The sequence below is a fragment of the Falsiroseomonas bella genome (assembly GCF_003173615.1).
Lineage (GTDB): Bacteria > Pseudomonadota > Alphaproteobacteria > Acetobacterales > Acetobacteraceae > Falsiroseomonas > Falsiroseomonas bella.
Genome location: NZ_QGNA01000005.1, coordinates 275,756 through 293,178, shown reverse-complemented (window position 1 = coordinate 293,178; position 17,423 = coordinate 275,756). Strand labels below are relative to the sequence as shown.

The following is a 17,423-nucleotide window of genomic DNA, read 5'->3' as shown; positions in this document are numbered from 1 at the left end:
TTGCGTCGCTCTTCGGCGCTAACTGTTCCCGGCGGTCCATGCCCGACCGGCGGAACCGCGGAGCCGTTCCGCCGGACCGGGCGCGGACCTCGCCTTGCGCCGCCGACTTCGACCGAGAGGATCCCATGCGCGGATTGCGCGCCCCACGCCTTCCGCTCGCGCCGGCCGGATGACGTTCCTGCATCGGCTCGCCGTGGCGGTGCTGCTGCTCGGCCTGGGCGGCTGCGCGAATTTCGCGCGCCTGCCGCCCCCGGCCCCGCAGGAGAGCGTGCAGACCGCGATGCTCGGCGTGCCGAATGCGCGCTTCATGGCCGACGGCGATGCCGCGGCCTGGGAGCGCGAGGCCGCGACGGCGCTGACGCGCCGGCTGGCCGCGGAGGCGCCGGCGCGCGGCGCGGCGCTGCGCCCGGCCCACTACCTGGCGCTGTCGGGCGGGGGCGACAACGGCGCCTTCGGCGCCGGGCTGCTGGCGGGCTGGACGGAGGCCGGCACGCGCCCGGAATTCGACGTGGTGACCGGCATCTCCGCCGGCGCGCTGATCGCGCCCTTCGCCTTCCTCGGCCCGGCCTATGACGCGCAGCTGCGCGCCGTCTTCGCCGAGGTCGCGCCCACCGACATCGTCGTGTTCGGCCGCATCCTGACCAGCGTGTTGTTCGGCGAGGCGCTGGCCGACACCTCGCCGCTCTATCGCCTCATCGCCCGTCATGCCGACCAGGCGATGCTGGACGCGATCGCGCGGGAATACCGGCGCGGCCGGCTGCTGCTGATCGGCACCACCAACCTCGACATCCGCCGCCCCGTGGTCTGGAACATCGGCGCCATCGCCGCCAGCGGCCACCCCGATGCGCTCGAACTGTTCCGCGACGTGCTGCTGGCCTCCGCCTCGGTGCCCGGCGCCTTCCCGCCGGTCTTCGTGGATGTCGAGATCGGCGGCCGGCGCTTCCAGGAGATGCATGTGGATGGCGGCGCGGCCACGCAGGTGTTCCTGTATCCGCCCTCGCTCGACCTGCGCCAGGCGGCCGCGGCCGCGGGCGCCCCTCGCCAGCGCACGGCCTGGGTGGTCCGCAACGGCCGCATCGACGTGGAAAGCGCGCCGACCGACCGGAACGTCTTCCGCATCGCCCGACGCTCGGTGGAGACGCTGCTGCATTTCAGCGGGATCGCGGACATCCACCGCATCTACCTGACGATGCACCGCGACGGCGTGGCCTTCCGGCTGGCGGCGATCGGCCCGGGCTTCCAGGCGCCGCGCGACCAGCCCTTCGATCCTCGCTACATGCGCGCCCTGTTCGATTACGGGCAGGCGCAGGGACGCTCCGGCGCGGCTTGGGTGGACCGGCCGCCGCCGGTCGGCATCCTCGTGCCGGAAGAGCAGCCGGGCCGCGAGGCCGCCCTGCGCTGAGCGGCCCGGCGGACGCGGCGCATAGGGGTGGGACGCGTGGTGTATGCTCGCATTCGGATGCGGGGCTAGGTTCCCGTCGCGTCCGGAGGCAAGGGCCAGGGGCGTCCGCAAGGCCGCGCCGGCCGACACGACAGAGGCGTTTTCGGGAGGGCAGGCATGTCAGAGCTCGACAAGGTTTTGGCCCATATCGACGGCGATTTCGAGAAGGCGCTGGAGCGGCTTTTCGCCGTGCTGCGCCTGCGCTCGATCTCGACCGACCCGGCCTATGCCGCGGAGTGCAAGCGCAACGCGGAATGGCATGCCGAGGACCTTCGCGGCATCGGCTTCGAGGCGGACGCGCGGCCGACCGCCGGGCACCCCATCGTCGTCGGCCACCATCGCAAGGGCAGCGGCCCCTCCGCGTTGTTCTATGGCCATTACGACGTGCAGCCGGTGGACCCGCTGGAGCTTTGGGAAGACGATCCCTTCGATCCGAAGATCAAGACGCTGGCCGACGGGACCAAGGTGATCGCGGCGCGCGGCTCGGCGGACGACAAGGGCCAGCTGATGGCCTTCGTCGAGGCCTGCCGCGCCTGGAAGGCCGTCACCGGCAGCCTGCCCATCCCGGTGACGATCCTGCTGGAGGGCGAGGAAGAGTCGGGCGGCGCCAACCTGCCCGGCTTCCTGGATGCCAATGCGAAGGAGCTGAAGGCGGATATCGGCCTGATCTGCGACACCAACATGTGGGACCCGCAGACGCCGGCGATCGTCACCATGCTGCGCGGCCTGTGCGGCGAGGAGATCACCATCCACGCCGCCGACCGCGACCTGCATTCGGGCTTCTACGGCATGGCGGCGGCGAACCCGAACCGCATCCTGGCGAAGATCCTGGCCGATCTCTACGACGATCAGGGGCGCATCACGCTGCCGGGCTTCTACGATGGCGTGCCTGAGCTGCCGGAGAGCCTGAAGAAGCAGTGGGACACGCTGGGCTTCACGGTGGAAGGCTTCCTCGGCCCGATCGGCCTGTCGGTGCCGGCCGGCGAGAAGGGGCGCAGCGCGCTGGAGCAGACCTGGTCGCGCCCGACCTGCGAGATCAACGGCATGGGCGGCGGCTACCAGGGGGAGGGCTTCAAGACCGTCATCCCCGCCAAGGCGAGCGCGAAGATCAGCTTCCGCCTCGTCTTCGACCAGGACCCGCACGCCATCCGCAAGGCCTTCCGCGAGCATGTGAAGGCGCGCGTGCCGGCCGATTGCCGGGTGGAGTTCAAGGAGCACGGCGCCGGCCGCGCCATCCGCTTTCCCGACACCGACCCCGCCTTTGCCAAGGCGCGCCAGGCGCTGTCGGACGAATGGGGCAAGCCCGCGGTCTTCATCGGCGGGGGCGGCTCCATCCCCGTCACGCACCAGCTCAAGACCGCTCTCGGCATGGACGTGATCCTGGCCGGCTTCGGGCTGGACGACGACCGCATCCACAGCCCGAACGAGAAGTACAACCTCGAGAGCTTCCGCAAGGGCATCCGTTCCTGGGCGCGCATCCTGGAGGCGCTGTCGCGATGAGCGAGGCCGCCGCGCCGAAGGGCGGGATGCAGAAGCTGCTCGACTGGGTGGAACGCGTGGGCAACCGCGTGCCGCACCCGGTGATGATCTTCGTCTACCTGATCGCCATCGTGATCGTGCTCTCCACGATCCTGTCCGTGTTCGGCGCGCGGGTCAGCTACCAGGCCTACAACCCCGCTACCGGCGACATCGAGCCCGCCTTCACCGAGGCGCGGAGCCTTCTGACCATCGAGGGCATCCGCTTCATGTTCACCGGCGTGGTGGGCAACTTCATGGGCTTCAACGCGGTCGGCGTGATCATCGTGGCGATGGTCGGCGTTGGCGTCGCGGAGGAATCCGGGCTGGTCAAGGCGCTCATCCGCAAGCTGGTGATCGTCGCCCCGGCCAAGGCGCTGACCTACATCCTGACCTTCGTCGGCATCGTCTCCTCCATCGCGGCCGATGCGGGCTACCTCGTGCTGATCCCGCTGGCGGCGGCGGCCTTCATCTCGGTGGGGCGGCATCCGCTGGCCGGGCTCGCGGTGGGCTTCGCCTCCGTGGCGGCGGCCTTCCTGGTGAATGTCCTGATCACGCCGGTGGACGGCATCCTGACGGAGATCACCAACGACGCGATCCGGCTGGTGAACCCGAACCTCTCGATCGACCTGGCGGCGAATGTCTGGTTCTCGATGGGCTCCGTCGCGCTGCTGACGGTGCTGATCGCGCTGATCACGGAACGCATCATCGAGCCCCGCCTCGGCCCCTACACCGGCGACTACAAGGTGCCGGGCGAGACCGTGCTGTCGGAAGCGGAGTACCGCGGCCTGCGCATGGCCGGCCTCGGGCTGCTCGGCGTGCTCGCCTTCCTCGCGCTGCTGACGCTGCCGCCCGGCGCGCCGCTGCGTCATCCGCAGACGGGCGCGATCATCGGCTCCTCGCCTTTCATGAACAGCCTGATCGTCTCGATTTCGCTGATCTTCCTGGTCTGCGGCATCGCCTATGGCCGCGGCGCGGGCACGATGCGCACCACCAACGACGTCATCGCGGCGATCCAGAAGGCGATCGGCGGGCTGGCGGGGCTGATCCTGCTGCTGCTGGTGATCAGCCAGTTCATCGCCTTCTTCAACTACACCAACATGGCGACGCTCGCGGCCGTCTCCATGGCGGCCGTGCTGGAGGCGCTGGCGCTGCCCTCCATCGCGCTGCTCCTCGGCTTCGTCGTCGTGGTGTTCCTGCTGGACCTGATCATCACGGCCGCGATCGCGAAATGGGCGATCTTCGCGCCGGTTTTCGTGCCGCTGCTGATGCAGCTCGGCGTCGAGCCGGAGGCGGTTCTGGCGGCGTATCGCGTGGGCGACAGCCCGATGAACGCGATCACGCCGCTGAACGCGTATTTCGCGATGATCGTGACCTTCGCGATCAAGTACCAGAAGGAGGCCGGCGTCGGTACGGTGATCGCGCTGATGCTGCCCTATGTGATCTGGCTGTCGGTGATCTGGACCGCGTTCCTGGCGGGGTGGTACCTGCTCGGCCTGCCCTGGGGCCTGTGAGCGTGCGGGCATGAACGACATCCTGATCCTCGTCGCGATCATCCTGGCCGCGGTGGTCCTGTTCGTCTGGAACAGGATCCCGGTCATCCTGGTCGCGCTCGGCGTCGGGATGGCGCTCTATGCCAGCGGCATCCTCACACTGGGCCAGGCGCTGGCGGGCTTCGGCGATCCGGCGGTGATGTTCATCGCGACGCTCTTCGTCGTGAGCGCGGCGCTGGACCGCACGGGCGTCACCGCCTGGGCGGGGCAGGCGCTGATCAGGGGCGCGGGCGAGGACAACCGCCCGCGGCTGATGACGCTGATCGCGCTGCTGGTCGCGGTGCTGACCGCCTTGATCAGCCTGAACGGCGCGGTCGCCGCGCTGCTGCCGGTTGTGGTGGTGATGGCGATCCGGCTCGGCCGCGCGCCGTCGCAGTTGCTGATGCCGATGGTCTTCTCCGCCCATGCCGGCTCGCTGCTGGCGCTGACGGGCTCGCCGGTGAACGTTCTGGTCTCCGAGGCGGCGGCGGAGGCTGGCGCCGGCGGCTTCGGCTTCTTCGAATTCACCATCGTCGGCGTGCCGCTGCTGCTTGGCACCATCGCGATCGGCATCCTGCTGGGCACGAAGCTGCTGCCGCATCGCGGCGGCCCCTCCATGACCGCCGATTTCAGCCGGCATGCGGTGACGCTGGTGGAGCAGTACGGGCTTTCGCGCGACGTCTTCCGCATGCGCATCCGCGCCACCTCGCCGCTGGTCGGTCAGCCCATGGCCAGCCTCGACCTCTCGCCCTATGAGGGCATGCGCCTGCTGGCCATGCAGGAGGGCGACAGCGGCGAGCGCCTGCGCCGCGAGCGCTTCGCCGAAGGCGACCACCTGCTGATCGCGGGACCGGCGGAATCCGCCGCCGCCCTCGGCGCCGCGCTGCATCTGGCCTTCCGCCTGGAGGATGCGGCGGCGGACATCCAGGATTCGCTGTTCAACCGCAGCTCCGGCCTCGCCGAGGTGATGCTGCCGCCGCGCTCCGCGATGATCGGCACCACCGTCTATCCCGGCATGGTGACGGAGAGCGGCGACCTCGTGGTGATCGCGGTGAACCGCGGCGGCGAGGCGCTGGGGCGCGACGCGGTGGTGCTGCAGGCAGGCGACACCATCCTTCTGCAGGGCAGCTGGAAGGCGCTCGACACGCATCTGAACGACCCGCAGGTGCTGGTGGTCAATTCGCCGGACCTGGTGCGCCGCCAGGCGGTGCCGCTCGGCGCCGGCGCGAAGCAGGCGATCGCGGTGCTGGGCGTGATGGTGCTGCTGCTGGCCACGGGCCTGGTGCCGCCTGCCGTGGCGGGGCTGCTGGCGGCCGCCGCGCTCGTACTGACCGGCGTGATGAATGCCGAGCAGTCCTACCGCGCGATCGACTGGACCACGGTGATCCTGGTCGCCGCGATGATGCCGCTTTCGGCGGCAATGGAGCAGACCGGCGCGGCGCGGCTGATGGCGGACGGGTTGGTGGCGATCGCGGGCGATGCCAGCCCGCGCGTGCTGCTGGCCGCGCTGTTCGTGCTGACGGCGATCCTCGGCCAATTGATCAGCAACACGGCGACGGCGCTGATCATCATCCCCGTCGGCGTCGCCGCGGCGGCCGGCATCGGCGTGTCGCCCGCGCCGGTGCTGATGAGCATCGCGGTCGTCTCCGCCGCCGCCTTCCTCACGCCCATCGCCACGCCGACCAACCTGATGGTGATGCGCCCCGGCGGCTACGAGTTCGGCGACTACTGGAAGTTCGGGCTTCCGATGATGATCTGGTTCTTCATCGTCGCGGTCTTCCTCGTGCCGCTGGTCTGGCCGTTCTGAGCGTCGCCCGATAGCGACCGGCGCGCGCGAGTAGGGCGCCGGTCGTCACCCATTCCCTGCTTTCGTGCATCCGGCCTGCGCACGCCCTGTGGCGGCGCGGGCCGAAAGGCTGTTGACGCCGCAACGGCCAGGCAGCAAGCTCACCTTCAGGAGGACGGCGTCCTGCATAGCGGGACGCCGCGGGTCAGGAGGAAGCTGGTGGGCGAAACGCCTGCGCTGCGCGGCCATGCGCTGGCCGTGGACATCGGCGGCACCTTCACCGACGTGGTGCTGCGCGCACCCGACGGACGATCCGTCACCGACAAGACGCTGACCACGCACCGCAATCTACTGGACGGCTTCTTCCGCGCCGTGGACCTGGCACTCGACCGCGCCGGCATCGCGCCGGCCGCGGTGGATGACGTGACGGTGCATGCGACCACCCTGGTCACCAACGCCGTGATCGAGCGCCGCGGCCCGCCCACCGCGCTGGTCACGACCAAGGGCTTCCGCGACGTGCTGCGGATCCGCAACGAGCATCGCTACGACATGTTCGACCCGCAGATCGAGTATCCCGATCCGCTCGTGCCGCCGGAGCTGACCTTCGCGCTGGACGAGCGCGTGCTGGCGGACGGACGCATCGCGAGGCCCGTGGATGCCGGGGAGGCGGCCGCACTGGCGCGGGATCTTGCGGCGCGCGGCGTGCAGGCCGTGGCGCTGTGCCTGCTCAACGCCTATCGCAACGGCGCCAACGAGGCCGCGGCGCGGGAGGCGATGCGCCGTGCCGCGCCCGCGCTGCACATCGCGCTCTCCTCGGAGGTCTCGCCGCAGATCCGCGAATATCCGCGCGCCTCGACGACGGTGATGAACGCCTACACCCAGCCGGTCGTCGCGCCCTATCTCGCGGCGCTGTCGGCCGAGCTGTCGCGCCGCGGCTTCCCGAACCGGCCGCTGATCATGCTCTCGAATGGCGGCGTGGTCGGCACGCAGGTGGCGGGCACCTTCCCGGTGCGGATGATCGAATCCGGCCCGGCCGCCGGCGCGCTGGCCGCGACGCATTTCTCCGAGTTGCTCGGCGCCGACCGGTTGCTGTCCTTCGACATGGGCGGCACCACCGCCAAGGCCTGCCTGATCCTGGACCGCAAGCCGCTGGTGGCCGGCGAGTTCGAGGTGGACCGTCGCTACCGCTTCAAGCCCGGCAGCGGCTTCCCGATCACCATCCCCTCGGTGGACATGATCGAGATCGGCGCGGGCGGCGGCTCCATTGCGCGGATCGACAATCTCGGCCTTCTGAAGGTCGGGCCGCGCAGCGCGGGCAGCGAGCCCGGCCCGGTCTGCTACGGCCGCGGCGGCACGGAGCCGACCGTGACCGATGCTGATGTGGTGCTCGGCCTGCTGGATGCGGACCGCTTTCTCGGCGGCGACATGCAGCTGGACGGGGCGGGGGCGGAGGCGGCCTTCGCGCGGCTCGGGGACCGGCTTGGCGTGGACGCCGTGACGGCGGCGCGCGGCGTCTTCGAGGTGGTGTGCGAGAATATGGCCGGCGCGGCGCGCGCGCATGCGACCGATCGCGGCCTCGATTGGCGCGGCCTGCCGATGCTGGCCTTCGGCGGCGCCGGCCCCGTGCATGCCTGTCGCGTCGCGGAGCTGCTGGATTGCGCGCAGGTGATCTTCCCGCCGATGGCGAGCGTGCTCTCGGCCTTCGGCACGCTGGTCTCGCCGGTGCGGCTCGATCTGGTGCGCTCCGCGCTGGACACGCTCGACACGCTGGACTGGGACGCGGCGCGCGCGCTGATCGCCGGCATGGCGGCGGAGGGCCGCGCGGCGCTGGCGGAGGCCGGCGTGGCGGAAGCGGGCGCGACCTTCTCGCTCGGCGTGGATTGCCGCTATCGCGGGCAGCAGAACGAGGTGACGGCGGAGATCCCGATGGCGGTCGCGGAAGCGGGGGACGCAGTCGCGCTGCGCGCCGCCTTTGAAGCCGCCTACGAAGCGCTCTACGGCATCCGCCTGCCCGACGTCGCGGTCGAGGTCGTCACCTGGCGCCTCGCCGCACGCGGGCCGATCCCGGCCGCGCCGCCGCCGCCCCTGCCGGGCGGCGCCGCAGCCGCGCCGCGCACGCATCGCCGCGTCGCGGTGGAGCCGGCCGCGCCGGAGGTGCCGGTGTACGATCGCGCCGCGCTCGCGGTCGGGCAGCGCATCGCCGGGCCGGCCATCATCGAGGAACGCGAGACGACGCTGGTGATCCTGCGCGGCTGGACCGCGCAGGTCCACGCGTCGGGCGCCGTGATCGCGGAGCGCGGCTGATGGAACGGTTCGACGGCATCACGCTCGAGATCCTCTGGTCCAACCTGATCGCCACGGTGACGGAGCAGGCGCGCGCGCTGCAGCGCATCGCCTTCAGTCCGATCGTGCGGGAGGCCGGCGACCTTGCGACCGCGCTGTTCGACCGGCGGGGTCGGATGGTGGCGCAGGCGGTCACGGGCACGCCGGGCCACATCAACAGCCTCGGCATGGCCGGGCAGCATTTCGTGAAGGCCTTCCCGCCGGACACGCTCTCGCCCGGGGACGTCCTGATCACCAACGATCCCTGGCTCTCGGCGGGGCATTTCTTCGACATCACGGTGATGACGCCGGTGTTCCGAGGCGGGCGCTGCATCGGCTTCTTCGGCAGCACGATCCACCACACCGACATCGGCGGCTACGGCGTGGGCGCGGGCGCGCGCGACGTGCACGAGGAAGGGCTCTGGATCCCGCTGGCGAAGCTCTATGAGGCCGGCCGGCCCAACGCGCTGCTGCACGACATCATCCGCCGCAACGTCCGCACGCCGGAACATGTGGCGGGCGACCTCGCCGCGCAGGTGGCGGCCGGGCGCGTCGGGGCGGAGCGGCTGAACACGCTCTGCGACCGGCAGGGGCTGGACGATATCGAGGCGCTCAGCGCCGCCGTGCTGGAGCGCTCCGAACAGGCGACGCGCGAGTCCATCCGCAAGCTCCGCGCCGGCACCTTCCAGGGCGCGAGCGTCTTCGACGTGCCGGGCGGGCAGAAGATCACGCTGCGCTGCGCGGTGACCGTGGACCCGGCAGCCGGGGAGATGACGATCGACTTCGCCGGCTCCTCGCCCGAGGCGCCGATCGGGATCAATGTCGTGCTGAACTACACCGCGGCCTATGCGAATTTCGCGGTGCGCGCCTGCCTCGATCCCGACCTGCCCAACAACTGGGGCAGCCTGAGGCCGGTGAAGGTTGTCGCGCCCGAAGGCTGCATCGTGAACTGCCGCTACCCGGCGCCCGTCAATGCGCGCCACGTCGTCGGAATGTACGTGCCCTTTCCCGTGCTGAAGGCGCTGCATCAGGTGATGCCGGATCGCGTGGTGGCGGAGGGCTCCGGCGCGGTCTGGACCATCCAGATCCAGGGGCGCGACGAGGAAGGCAGGCCCTTCACCTCCTCGATGTTCAACTACTCGGGCGGCATGGGGGCGCGGCGCGACAAGCCGGGGCTGGACGCGACCTGCTATCCGACCGGCGTCGCGGCGGTGCCGGTGGAGGTGCTGGAAGCCGCCATGCCGATCGAGTTCACGCGCAAGGAGCTGCGCCCGGGTTCGGGCGGCGCCGGGCGCCAGCGCGGCGGCGACGGCCAGGTGATCGGCTACCGCATGCGCACGCGCGACCCCTGGCTGCTGAATGTCGTCGCCAGCCGCACCGAAGTGGGGCCGGAGGGGCTGGAAGGCGGCGCCCCCGGCCAGGCCGGGCGCTTCCTGGTCAACGGCAAGCCGGTGAACGAGGCGCGCAAGATGCTGATGCAGCCGCAGGATGACGTGCTGATGGAAACGCCGGGCGGGGGCGGCTACGGTCCCGCTTAACGATCGAGATGGGGGAGGAGCGCCGAGCATGATCGGACGCCGTTCGTTGATCGCCGCCGCGGGCGGCGCGCTCGCCATGCCCGCCGCCCTGCGGGCGCAACCCTTGTTCAGCCGCCCGATCCGCTTCGTGATCGGCTTCGGCGCCGGCGGCGCTGGCGACATCACCGTGCGCATGCTGGCGCCGCACATGCAGGCGGAGCTCGGCCAGTCCATCGTGGTGGACAACCGCCCCGGCGCGGGTGGGATCATCAGCGCGGAGTTCGTCGCGCGCTCCGCGCCCGACGGGCACACCATGTATCTGCTGACCACCAGCAACATGGCCGCGCCCGCGTTCTTCCGCACCATTCCCTTCGACGTGACGAAGGATTTCGCGCCGGTCGGCCGGATGGTCTGGTACGACCATGTGATCGCGGTGAATCCGCAGCTTCCGGTGCGCGACCTGACGGAGCTTGTCGCCTATGCGAAGGCGCATCCGAACCAGCTCAACATCGCGTCGATCTCGGTCGGCAACGCACAGCATCTCGGCGTGGAGCTGTTCCGCGCGATGGCGCAGGTGCCGATGACCACGGTGACCTACCGCTCGACGCCGGAACTCGCCAATGCGCTCGCGACGGGAGAGGTGCAGGTGGCGGGCGAGCTGCTGGCGCCGCTGCTGCCGCAGGTGCAGGCCGGGCGCATCCGCCTGCTGGCGGTCACCGCCCCCTCGCGCTTCCCCTCGCTTCCGGCGGTGCCGACCAGCGCGGAGGCGGGGATGCCGGACTACATCGTGCGCAGCTGGAACGCGATCGTCTTCCCCGCCAACACGCCGCGTCCGCAGGTGGAGGCGATGAACCGCGCCATCCGCCGTGCCCTGGCCGTGCCCGAGATCCGCACGCGCCTGATCGAGCTCGGCGGCCTGCCCGAGCCGAGCAGCCCGGAGGAGCTCGCCACCATGATCCCGCAGGAGGTCGCGGCCTGGGGACGCATGGCGCAGCTTGCCGGGGTGCAGAAGCAGTGACCGACGGGCCTCCGGCAGCCGATGCGGAGGCCCGCCTCCGCGACGATCTTCTGCATGCCTACCACATCCTCGATGCCGACGGTCAGGCGAGCGGCATCGCCGGCCATCTTACCGCAAGGCTGCCGGGCGCGGATCGCTTCTGGTCGCATCGCTGGGGCGTCGGCTTCGACGAGGTGCGCGCGGACGGCCTGATCGAGGCCGATTTCGACCTCGCCACAACGCGCGGCGAAGGCCGGGTGAACCCGACGCTGCACATCCATACGCGCATCTACCTGGCGCGCCCGGACGTCACCTGCATCGTGCACACGCATGGCAAGGCGGGCGTCGCGCTCGGCTGCGCCGGGATGACGCTGGAGCCGATCACCCAGACCGGCGCGATCTTCGCCGACGACGTCGCGCTGTTCGACGAGTTCCACGGCATCGTGCTCGGCACCGACGAGGGCGACGCGATCGCGGCCGCGCTCGGCCGCAATCGCGGGCTGCTGCTGAAGAACCATGGCGCGCTGGTGGTCGGCGGCAGCGTGGCGGAGGCCTGCATCGGCATGACCGTGCTGGAATGGGCGGCCGATGTGCAGCTGCGCGCCGCGGCGGCGGGCAGGCTGGAACGCCTTGCGCCGGAAGCCGCCGCGCAATCCAAGCGCTTCCTGCTGGCGCCGGAGAATCTCGGCCTGCGCTGGGACTTCATGAAGCGGAAGATCGGCCGCGCAAGGCCGTTCCTGGGAGGACACGGATGATGAGACGCGCGCTTCTGGCATGCCTGCTCGCCTTCGCCGCCCTGCCCGCCGTTGCGCAGGAGTGGACACCGAACCGGCCGATCCGCTGGATCGTCGGCTTCGCGCCGGGCGGGGTCGGCGACACCACGGCGCGGTTGGTCGGCGCGAAGCTCTCGGACCGGCTCGGCCAGCCGGTGGTGATCGAGAACCGGCCGAGCGCTGGTGGCATCCTGGCGAGCGAGACGGTCGCGCGCGCCGCGCCGGACGGGCACACGCTGCTGCTGGTGACCGCCACGGCCGCGACGGCGCCGCATCTGATGCGCAGCATGCCCTACGACCCGATCAAGGACTTCACCTTCGTCACGCAGGTCGCGAGCTTCCCGCATGTCATCGTGGTCGCGGCGAATGCGCCCTATCGCAGCCTGCAAGACCTGATCGCCGGGGCGCGGGCCAATCCGGGGCGCATCAACATGGGCTCGGTCGCCGTCGGCACGGCGCTGCATCTCTCCCTCGAGCTGCTGAAGTCCATGGGCAACATCCCGGCGGAGATCGTCACCTATCGCTCCACCGGCGACCTGCTGAACGCCACGGCGACCGGCGACGTGACCGCGGCGATGGAGGTGGCGGCGACGACGCTCGGCCAGATCAGCGGCGGCCGGCTGCGCGCCCTGGCCGTGACATCCGCCACCCGCGCCACCGTGCTGCCGGAGGTGCCGACGGTGGCGGAGAGCGGCCTGCCCGACTACCGCGTCATCACCTGGAACGGCATGGCGGGGCCCGCCAACATGCCGCGACCGATCGTGGACCGGCTCGCGGCGGAGGTTCGCACCGTGATGGCGATGCCTGAAGTGCGCGACCGGCTGGTCGCCCTGGCGGTGGAGCCGGCGGCGCACGGGCCGGAGGCCATGCTGGCGCTGATCAACGCGGACACCGAGCTCTGGGGCCGGGTCATCCGCGCCGCCAACATCCCGAGGCAGTGATGCACATCCCGAAGATCGACTGGAACGCCATCCCCTGGACCGCGGTGCGTCCCGGGGTGGACCGCAAGGGCTTCACCGGCGATGGCGCGACGATTGCGCTGCATCGGCTGATGCCGGGACACGAGCCCCGGCCGCACAAGCATCCGAACGAGCAGATCGTCTGGATCATGTCGGGCACCATCGACTTCCACATCGAAGGCGAGGTGCATCGCCTCGGCCCCGGCGGCCTGCTCGTCGTGCCGCCGAACGCGATGCATCACGGCGTGGTGGTGGGCGACGAGCCGGTGATGAACCTCGACGTCTTCACGCCGGCGCGGCCCGAATATGCCTGACTGCTCCGTCGCGGTCGGCGGCATCCGCCTGAACAACCCGGTCATCATCGGCTCGGGCGACCATGTGATGACCGCGGGCGCGCTGCGCGCGGCGCGCGCGACCGGCGCGGGCGCGGTGGTGGCGAAGAGCATCAACGAGAATGCGGCGGCGAAGCGCCAGCTGGACGGCAGCGACCATGTGCTGCTCGACAGCCGCTGGCGGAAGGTGCCCTGGGATTTTGATCCGCCGGACGACGCGATGCTGTTCGGCCGTTCCGGCCTGCACCAGATGGATGCGGATGCCTGGATCGCCGAGGTCGCGGCCGAGGACCGCGCGGCCGCGCAATCCGGGCAGTACGTCATCGGCTCCATCATCCTGGCCGGGCTGGATGCCGCCTGCGACCTGGCGCGGCGCTACCAGGCGGCGGGCATCCGCGTGCTGGAGCTCAACATCGGCGCGCCGCATGGCGACGAGGCCGTGAAAGGCGCCATCATCCAGGAGCGTGCGGCGCATCGCGTGCGGGAGATCACCGCGGCGTTGCGCGCCGCCGTCAGCATCCCGCTCTGGATCAAGCTGACCGGGCAGAGCGAGGACGTGGCCGCGCTGGCCGAGGCGGCGAAGCAGGGCGGCGCCGATGCGGTGATCGTCATGGGCCGCTTCATGGCGCTGGTACCGGATGTGGAGACGCGCGCGCCGATGCTCGGCACCGCGGGCGCCCTCGGCGGGCCCTGGGCGCTGGCGCTGACCTGCCGCTGGCTGGCGCAGACGCGCAAGCGCGTCGGCAAGGATTTCGCGCTGCTCGGCACCAATGGCGCGCGCAGCGGGCTCGACGTCGCGCGCTTCCTGCTGGCAGGCGCCAGCGCCGTGGAGATGACCAGCGCGGTGATGGCCGGCGGCTTCGACGTCGCGCGCCGCGCCGTGCGGGAGTTTTCGGACTACCTGGCGCGCACCGGCGGCAGCGCGGGCGACCTGGTCGGCTTGGCGGCGGACCGGCAGGTGGGCTACGGCGTGCAGCCCGACCGGCCGGGCTACTGGCGCGAATTCGTCCCGCCGGAGGCCCGGTAGCGCGCGGAGCCGAGCCTTTCGCTGATCTCGCCCGCGGCCGCCTGCAGCGCGGCGAGCATCGCCGCGTCGGGCGGGTCGCGCACGAACTGCACCGATCCCACCAGCCCGATGGAGCCGGCCAGCACCTCGCCGGCGGCGAAGATCGGCGCGGCCAGCACGTTGATGCCGAGCAGCGTCTCCGACGGCGCCGTCTCCCACAGCCTTTCGCGCACTGCCGCAAGCCTTGCGCGCAGCGCGGCGGGATCGGTCATGCTGGCGGGCGTCGGCGCCTCCAGCCTCGCGGCCAGGGCACGGTCCTGCAGTTCGGGCGGCGCGAAGGCGAGCATCACGCGGCCCTGCGCCGAGCAATGCAGCGGCGGCCGGTTGCCGGGCTGCACCGTGATGGAGACCTTGTTCGGCGCTTCCAGCGCATGCACCACCAGCGGCTCGCCGCCCGTCGGCACGGCCAGAAGCACCGACTGCCCCGCCGCATCGCGCAGCCGATGCATCGCCGGTTCGGCGACGCGGCGGAGGTCGAACTGCTCGCCCGCCGCCTGGCCGATCTGGAACAGCCGCCAGGTGAGGTGATAGCGGTCCGAGGTCGCATCCTGCGCGACGAGCCCCGCCTTGCGCAGCGTGACGAGGTGGCGGTGCACGCGGCCCTTCGGCTCCCCGAGGTTCCGCGCCAGGTCGGAGACGCCCTGCGCGCGCCCGGCCAGCGCCATCGCTTCCAGCACGCGCACGGCCATCAACACGGAGCGCACGGCGGCGGTGCCTTCGGCGTCCTCCTCGGCGGTGCCGGTCGTGGCCGCTGCGTCGTTCATCCGTCGCCGGCGCTCCCTATCTCTCCCTCAAGAAAGCATGAGGCGGCGTTGCCGGCCCGGTCAATCGTTCGGCGCGACGCCCGATCAGGGCTCCCGCGCGCGGTCGGCGTGCGGCTATCAGCGACGAGCAGGCGATGCGTAGCACGTTGATGGCCGCGTTCTCGACGGGCGCCACGCCATCGCGCCGCGCCTCGATCACCTTGTCGGCAGCCTGCGCGACATGCTGGTGGATGGCGCGGTCCTGAAGCGCGATCACCGCCAGGTGCGCGGGAAGAAGGCGGCTCTCGTCGGCGCGATGGATCGCGCCCGCTGGGTCCGCTGACACGCCGGAAAAGGTCTAGGCAGCGCGCGCGGGCTGCGCCATCCTCAACCCGTTACGCGCGTCGCAGCTTCTGCTGCGGTGCGCCAAGAATGCCGGTTGTGCAGTGCAGTAGGATCCTGGGGAGGATCCCGTCGTGGCGCTGAGTTGCGCTTCGCCTGGCACGCCTTCCCGCCGCGCATGCGGCCGGACCTTCGCCTGTGACGACCCCCGGGGCGCGAAGCGTCCAGGCACAGGCGTGAGGAGGAACGGCGTGAAGGTCACGCAGGCCAAGTCTCCCGAGCACTTCCACAAGGTCGTGGATTGCCAGTACGCGTGCCCGGCGCACACGCCGGTTCCCGAATACATCCGGCTGATCGCCGCGGGCCGCTACACCGACGCCTACATGGTGAACTGGTGGTCCAACGTCTTTCCCGGAATCCTCGGCCGCACCTGCGACCGCCCCTGCGAGCCCGCCTGTCGCCGCGGACGGGTGGAGGAGGAACCGGTCGCCATCTGCCGCCTCAAGCGCGTCGCCGCCGACAACAAGGATGACGTGACGGGCCGCATGCCGCGACCCGCCGCGCAGCCCAACGGCAAGCGCATCGCCTGCATCGGCGCCGGCCCGGCCTCGCTGACGGTGGCGCGGGACCTCGCGCCGCTCGGCTACGAGGTCACGGTGTTCGATGGCGACTCGAAGGCCGGCGGCTTCATCCGCACCCAGATCCCGCGCTTCCGCCTGCCGGAGGAGGTGATCGACGAGGAGGTCGGCTACGTGCTGAACCTCGGCGTGCGCGCGCGGCTGGGCGAGCGCGTGGACAGCCTGAAGGCGGTGCTGGCCGATGGCTATGACGCGGTCTTCGTCGGCACCGGCGCGCCGCGCGGCCGCGACCTCGACATTCCCGGCCGCAAGGAAGCGGCGCAAAGCATCCATATCGGCATCGACTGGCTCAATTCCGTCTCCTTCGGGCACATCAAGTCCGTCGGGCGTCGCGTGGTGGTGCTGGGCGGCGGCAACACGGCGATGGATTGCTGCCGCTCCGCGCGGCGCCTCGGCGGGCAGGACGTGACGGTGGTGGTGCGCTCCGGCTTCGAGGAGATGAAGGCGAGCCCGTGGGAGAAGGAGGACGCGATGCATGAAGGCATCCCGATCCTCAACTACCTGGTGCCCAAGGAATTCACCCATGCGAATGGCCGCCTGACCGGCGTGCTGTTCGAGAAGGTGGCGGCGCAGCGCGACGCGGATGGACGCCGCCAGCTTCTGCCCACCGGGGAACCCGACCTGCACATCCCCTGCGACGACGTGCTGGTGGCCATCGGGCAGGAGAACGCCTTCCCCTGGATCGAGCGCGACATCGGCTTGGAGTTCGACCGCTGGGGCCTGCCCAAGCTCGACCCGAAGACGCACCAGTCCACCATCCCGAACGTCTTCTTCGGTGGCGATGCCGCCTTCGGGCCGAAGAACATCATCTGGGCCGTGGCGCATGGGCATGAGGCGGCGGTTTCCATCGACCTGTTCTGCCGCGGCGAGGACATCGCCAACCGCCCCCCGCCCGAGACATCGCTGACCAGCCAGAAGATGGGCATCCATGAGTGGAGCTACGACAACGACGTCTCGATAGACCTGCGCTTCAAGGTGCCGATGCGGGAGGCGGAAATCGCGCTGAAGGACATCCGCACGGAGGTCGAGCTCGGCTTCTCGCGGGAGCTCGCCTTCAAGGAAGCGGAGCGCTGCCTGAACTGCGACGTGCAGACGGTGTTCTCCCCCAAGCTCTGCATCGAATGCGATGCCTGCATGGACATCTGCCCGACCGACTGCATCAGCTTCGTGGATGATGGCGAGGAGAGCGAGCTGCGCACGCGGCTGCGCGCGCCCGCGAACAACGCATCGCAGGACCTCTATGTCGGGCTCGGCCTCAAGACCGGGCGCGCCATGGTGAAGGACGAGGATGTCTGCCTGCATTGCGGGCTCTGTGCCGAGCGCTGCCCGACGGGCGCCTGGGACATGCAGAAGTTCCTGCTCGAGACCGCGAAGCCGAAGGCGCAGTCCTGCGGCCGGGCCGCGGCGCCACGCATGCCGGCGCCGGTCGCCGCGCCCGAACGCTGAGGACGAGGACGACC

14 protein-coding genes are annotated in these 17,423 nt (G+C 70.9%); 12 read left to right on the top strand and 2 right to left on the bottom strand.

The window, feature by feature from the left end:
* The first annotated feature begins 169 nt into the window (after positions 1-169).
* From DFH01_RS22025 to DFH01_RS21975, 11 genes are all read left to right on the top strand, one after another.
* A complete protein-coding gene (locus DFH01_RS22025) occupies positions 170-1,402 on the top strand; it encodes a patatin-like phospholipase family protein (RefSeq protein WP_109872654.1) in 1,233 nt (410 codons plus the stop codon).
* A gap of 156 nt (positions 1,403-1,558) precedes the next feature.
* Positions 1,559-2,941, top strand: coding sequence for a M20/M25/M40 family metallo-hydrolase (locus DFH01_RS22020; protein WP_109872653.1), 1,383 nt, complete (start codon positions 1,559-1,561; stop codon positions 2,939-2,941).
* Complete coding sequence (locus DFH01_RS22015) at positions 2,938-4,470, top strand: AbgT family transporter (RefSeq protein ID WP_109872652.1); 1,533 nt, start codon at positions 2,938-2,940, stop codon at positions 4,468-4,470. The genes DFH01_RS22020 and DFH01_RS22015 overlap by 4 nt, the downstream gene beginning before the upstream one ends.
* A gap of 10 nt (positions 4,471-4,480) precedes the next feature.
* Positions 4,481-6,295: an SLC13 family permease gene (locus DFH01_RS22010; RefSeq protein WP_109872651.1), complete on the top strand. Its 1,815-nt coding sequence runs from the start codon at positions 4,481-4,483 to the stop codon at positions 6,293-6,295.
* Positions 6,296-6,493: 198 nt separating this feature from the next.
* Positions 6,494-8,578 carry a hydantoinase/oxoprolinase family protein gene (locus DFH01_RS22005; protein ID WP_199231345.1) on the top strand — a complete coding sequence of 695 codons (2,085 nt, stop codon included), beginning with the start codon at positions 6,494-6,496 and terminating at the stop codon, positions 8,576-8,578.
* Positions 8,578-10,134 (top strand): hydantoinase B/oxoprolinase family protein, encoded by a 1,557-nt coding sequence (locus DFH01_RS22000; protein WP_109872650.1) that lies wholly within the window; start codon positions 8,578-8,580, stop codon positions 10,132-10,134. Before DFH01_RS22005 ends, DFH01_RS22000 begins: the two co-directional genes overlap by 1 nt.
* A 28-nt stretch (positions 10,135-10,162) precedes the next feature.
* Positions 10,163-11,131, top strand: coding sequence for a Bug family tripartite tricarboxylate transporter substrate binding protein (locus tag DFH01_RS21995; protein ID WP_109872649.1), 969 nt, complete (start codon positions 10,163-10,165; stop codon positions 11,129-11,131).
* Complete coding sequence (locus tag DFH01_RS21990; RefSeq protein WP_158287859.1) at positions 11,128-11,865, top strand: class II aldolase/adducin family protein; 738 nt, start codon at positions 11,128-11,130, stop codon at positions 11,863-11,865. Before DFH01_RS21995 ends, DFH01_RS21990 begins: the two co-directional genes overlap by 4 nt.
* The gene (locus tag DFH01_RS21985; RefSeq protein ID WP_158287858.1) at positions 11,865-12,824 is read left to right on the top strand and encodes a Bug family tripartite tricarboxylate transporter substrate binding protein; all 960 of its coding nucleotides are present in this window, start codon (positions 11,865-11,867) and stop codon (positions 12,822-12,824) included. Before DFH01_RS21990 ends, DFH01_RS21985 begins: the two co-directional genes overlap by 1 nt.
* Positions 12,824-13,156: a cupin domain-containing protein gene (locus DFH01_RS21980; RefSeq protein ID WP_109872646.1), complete on the top strand. Its 333-nt coding sequence runs from the start codon at positions 12,824-12,826 to the stop codon at positions 13,154-13,156. The genes DFH01_RS21985 and DFH01_RS21980 overlap by 1 nt, the downstream gene beginning before the upstream one ends.
* Positions 13,149-14,201, top strand: a complete 1,053-nt coding sequence (locus tag DFH01_RS21975) for a beta/alpha barrel domain-containing protein (protein ID WP_109872645.1) — start codon at positions 13,149-13,151, stop codon at positions 14,199-14,201. Before DFH01_RS21980 ends, DFH01_RS21975 begins: the two co-directional genes overlap by 8 nt.
* Here DFH01_RS21975 and DFH01_RS21970 read toward each other — a convergent pair.
* Positions 14,165-15,004, bottom strand: coding sequence for an IclR family transcriptional regulator (locus DFH01_RS21970; protein ID WP_109872644.1), 840 nt, complete (start codon positions 15,002-15,004; stop codon positions 14,165-14,167). The genes DFH01_RS21975 and DFH01_RS21970 overlap by 37 nt on opposite strands.
* A 16-nt stretch (positions 15,005-15,020) precedes the next feature.
* Positions 15,021-15,329, bottom strand: a complete 309-nt coding sequence (locus DFH01_RS27900; RefSeq protein WP_158287857.1) for a hypothetical protein — start codon at positions 15,327-15,329, stop codon at positions 15,021-15,023.
* A 247-nt stretch (positions 15,330-15,576) separates the two neighbouring features.
* Between DFH01_RS27900 and DFH01_RS21965 the strand changes: the two genes are divergently transcribed.
* The gene (locus DFH01_RS21965; protein WP_109872643.1) at positions 15,577-17,409 is read left to right on the top strand and encodes an FAD-dependent oxidoreductase; all 1,833 of its coding nucleotides are present in this window, start codon (positions 15,577-15,579) and stop codon (positions 17,407-17,409) included.
* Positions 17,410-17,423 lie beyond the last annotated feature (14 nt).

What these genes read in the sequence shown, in the direction of transcription:
- DFH01_RS22025 (WP_109872654.1), top strand. Translation starts at nt 170, where the DNA reads ATGACGTTCCTGCATCGGCTCGCCGTGGCGGTGCTGCTGCTCGGCCTG.
- DFH01_RS22020 (WP_109872653.1), top strand. Translation starts at nt 1,559, where the DNA reads ATGTCAGAGCTCGACAAGGTTTTGGCCCATATCGACGGCGATTTCGAG.
- DFH01_RS22015 (WP_109872652.1), top strand. Translation starts at nt 2,938, where the DNA reads ATGAGCGAGGCCGCCGCGCCGAAGGGCGGGATGCAGAAGCTGCTCGAC.
- DFH01_RS22010 (WP_109872651.1), top strand. Translation starts at nt 4,481, where the DNA reads ATGAACGACATCCTGATCCTCGTCGCGATCATCCTGGCCGCGGTGGTC.
- DFH01_RS22000 (WP_109872650.1), top strand. Translation starts at nt 8,578, where the DNA reads ATGGAACGGTTCGACGGCATCACGCTCGAGATCCTCTGGTCCAACCTG.
- DFH01_RS21995 (WP_109872649.1), top strand. Translation starts at nt 10,163, where the DNA reads ATGATCGGACGCCGTTCGTTGATCGCCGCCGCGGGCGGCGCGCTCGCC.
- DFH01_RS21985 (WP_158287858.1), top strand. Translation starts at nt 11,865, where the DNA reads ATGAGACGCGCGCTTCTGGCATGCCTGCTCGCCTTCGCCGCCCTGCCC.
- DFH01_RS21980 (WP_109872646.1), top strand. Translation starts at nt 12,824, where the DNA reads ATGCACATCCCGAAGATCGACTGGAACGCCATCCCCTGGACCGCGGTG.
- DFH01_RS21975 (WP_109872645.1), top strand. Translation starts at nt 13,149, where the DNA reads ATGCCTGACTGCTCCGTCGCGGTCGGCGGCATCCGCCTGAACAACCCG.
- DFH01_RS21970 (WP_109872644.1), bottom strand. Translation starts at nt 15,004, where the DNA reads ATGAACGACGCAGCGGCCACGACCGGCACCGCCGAGGAGGACGCCGAA.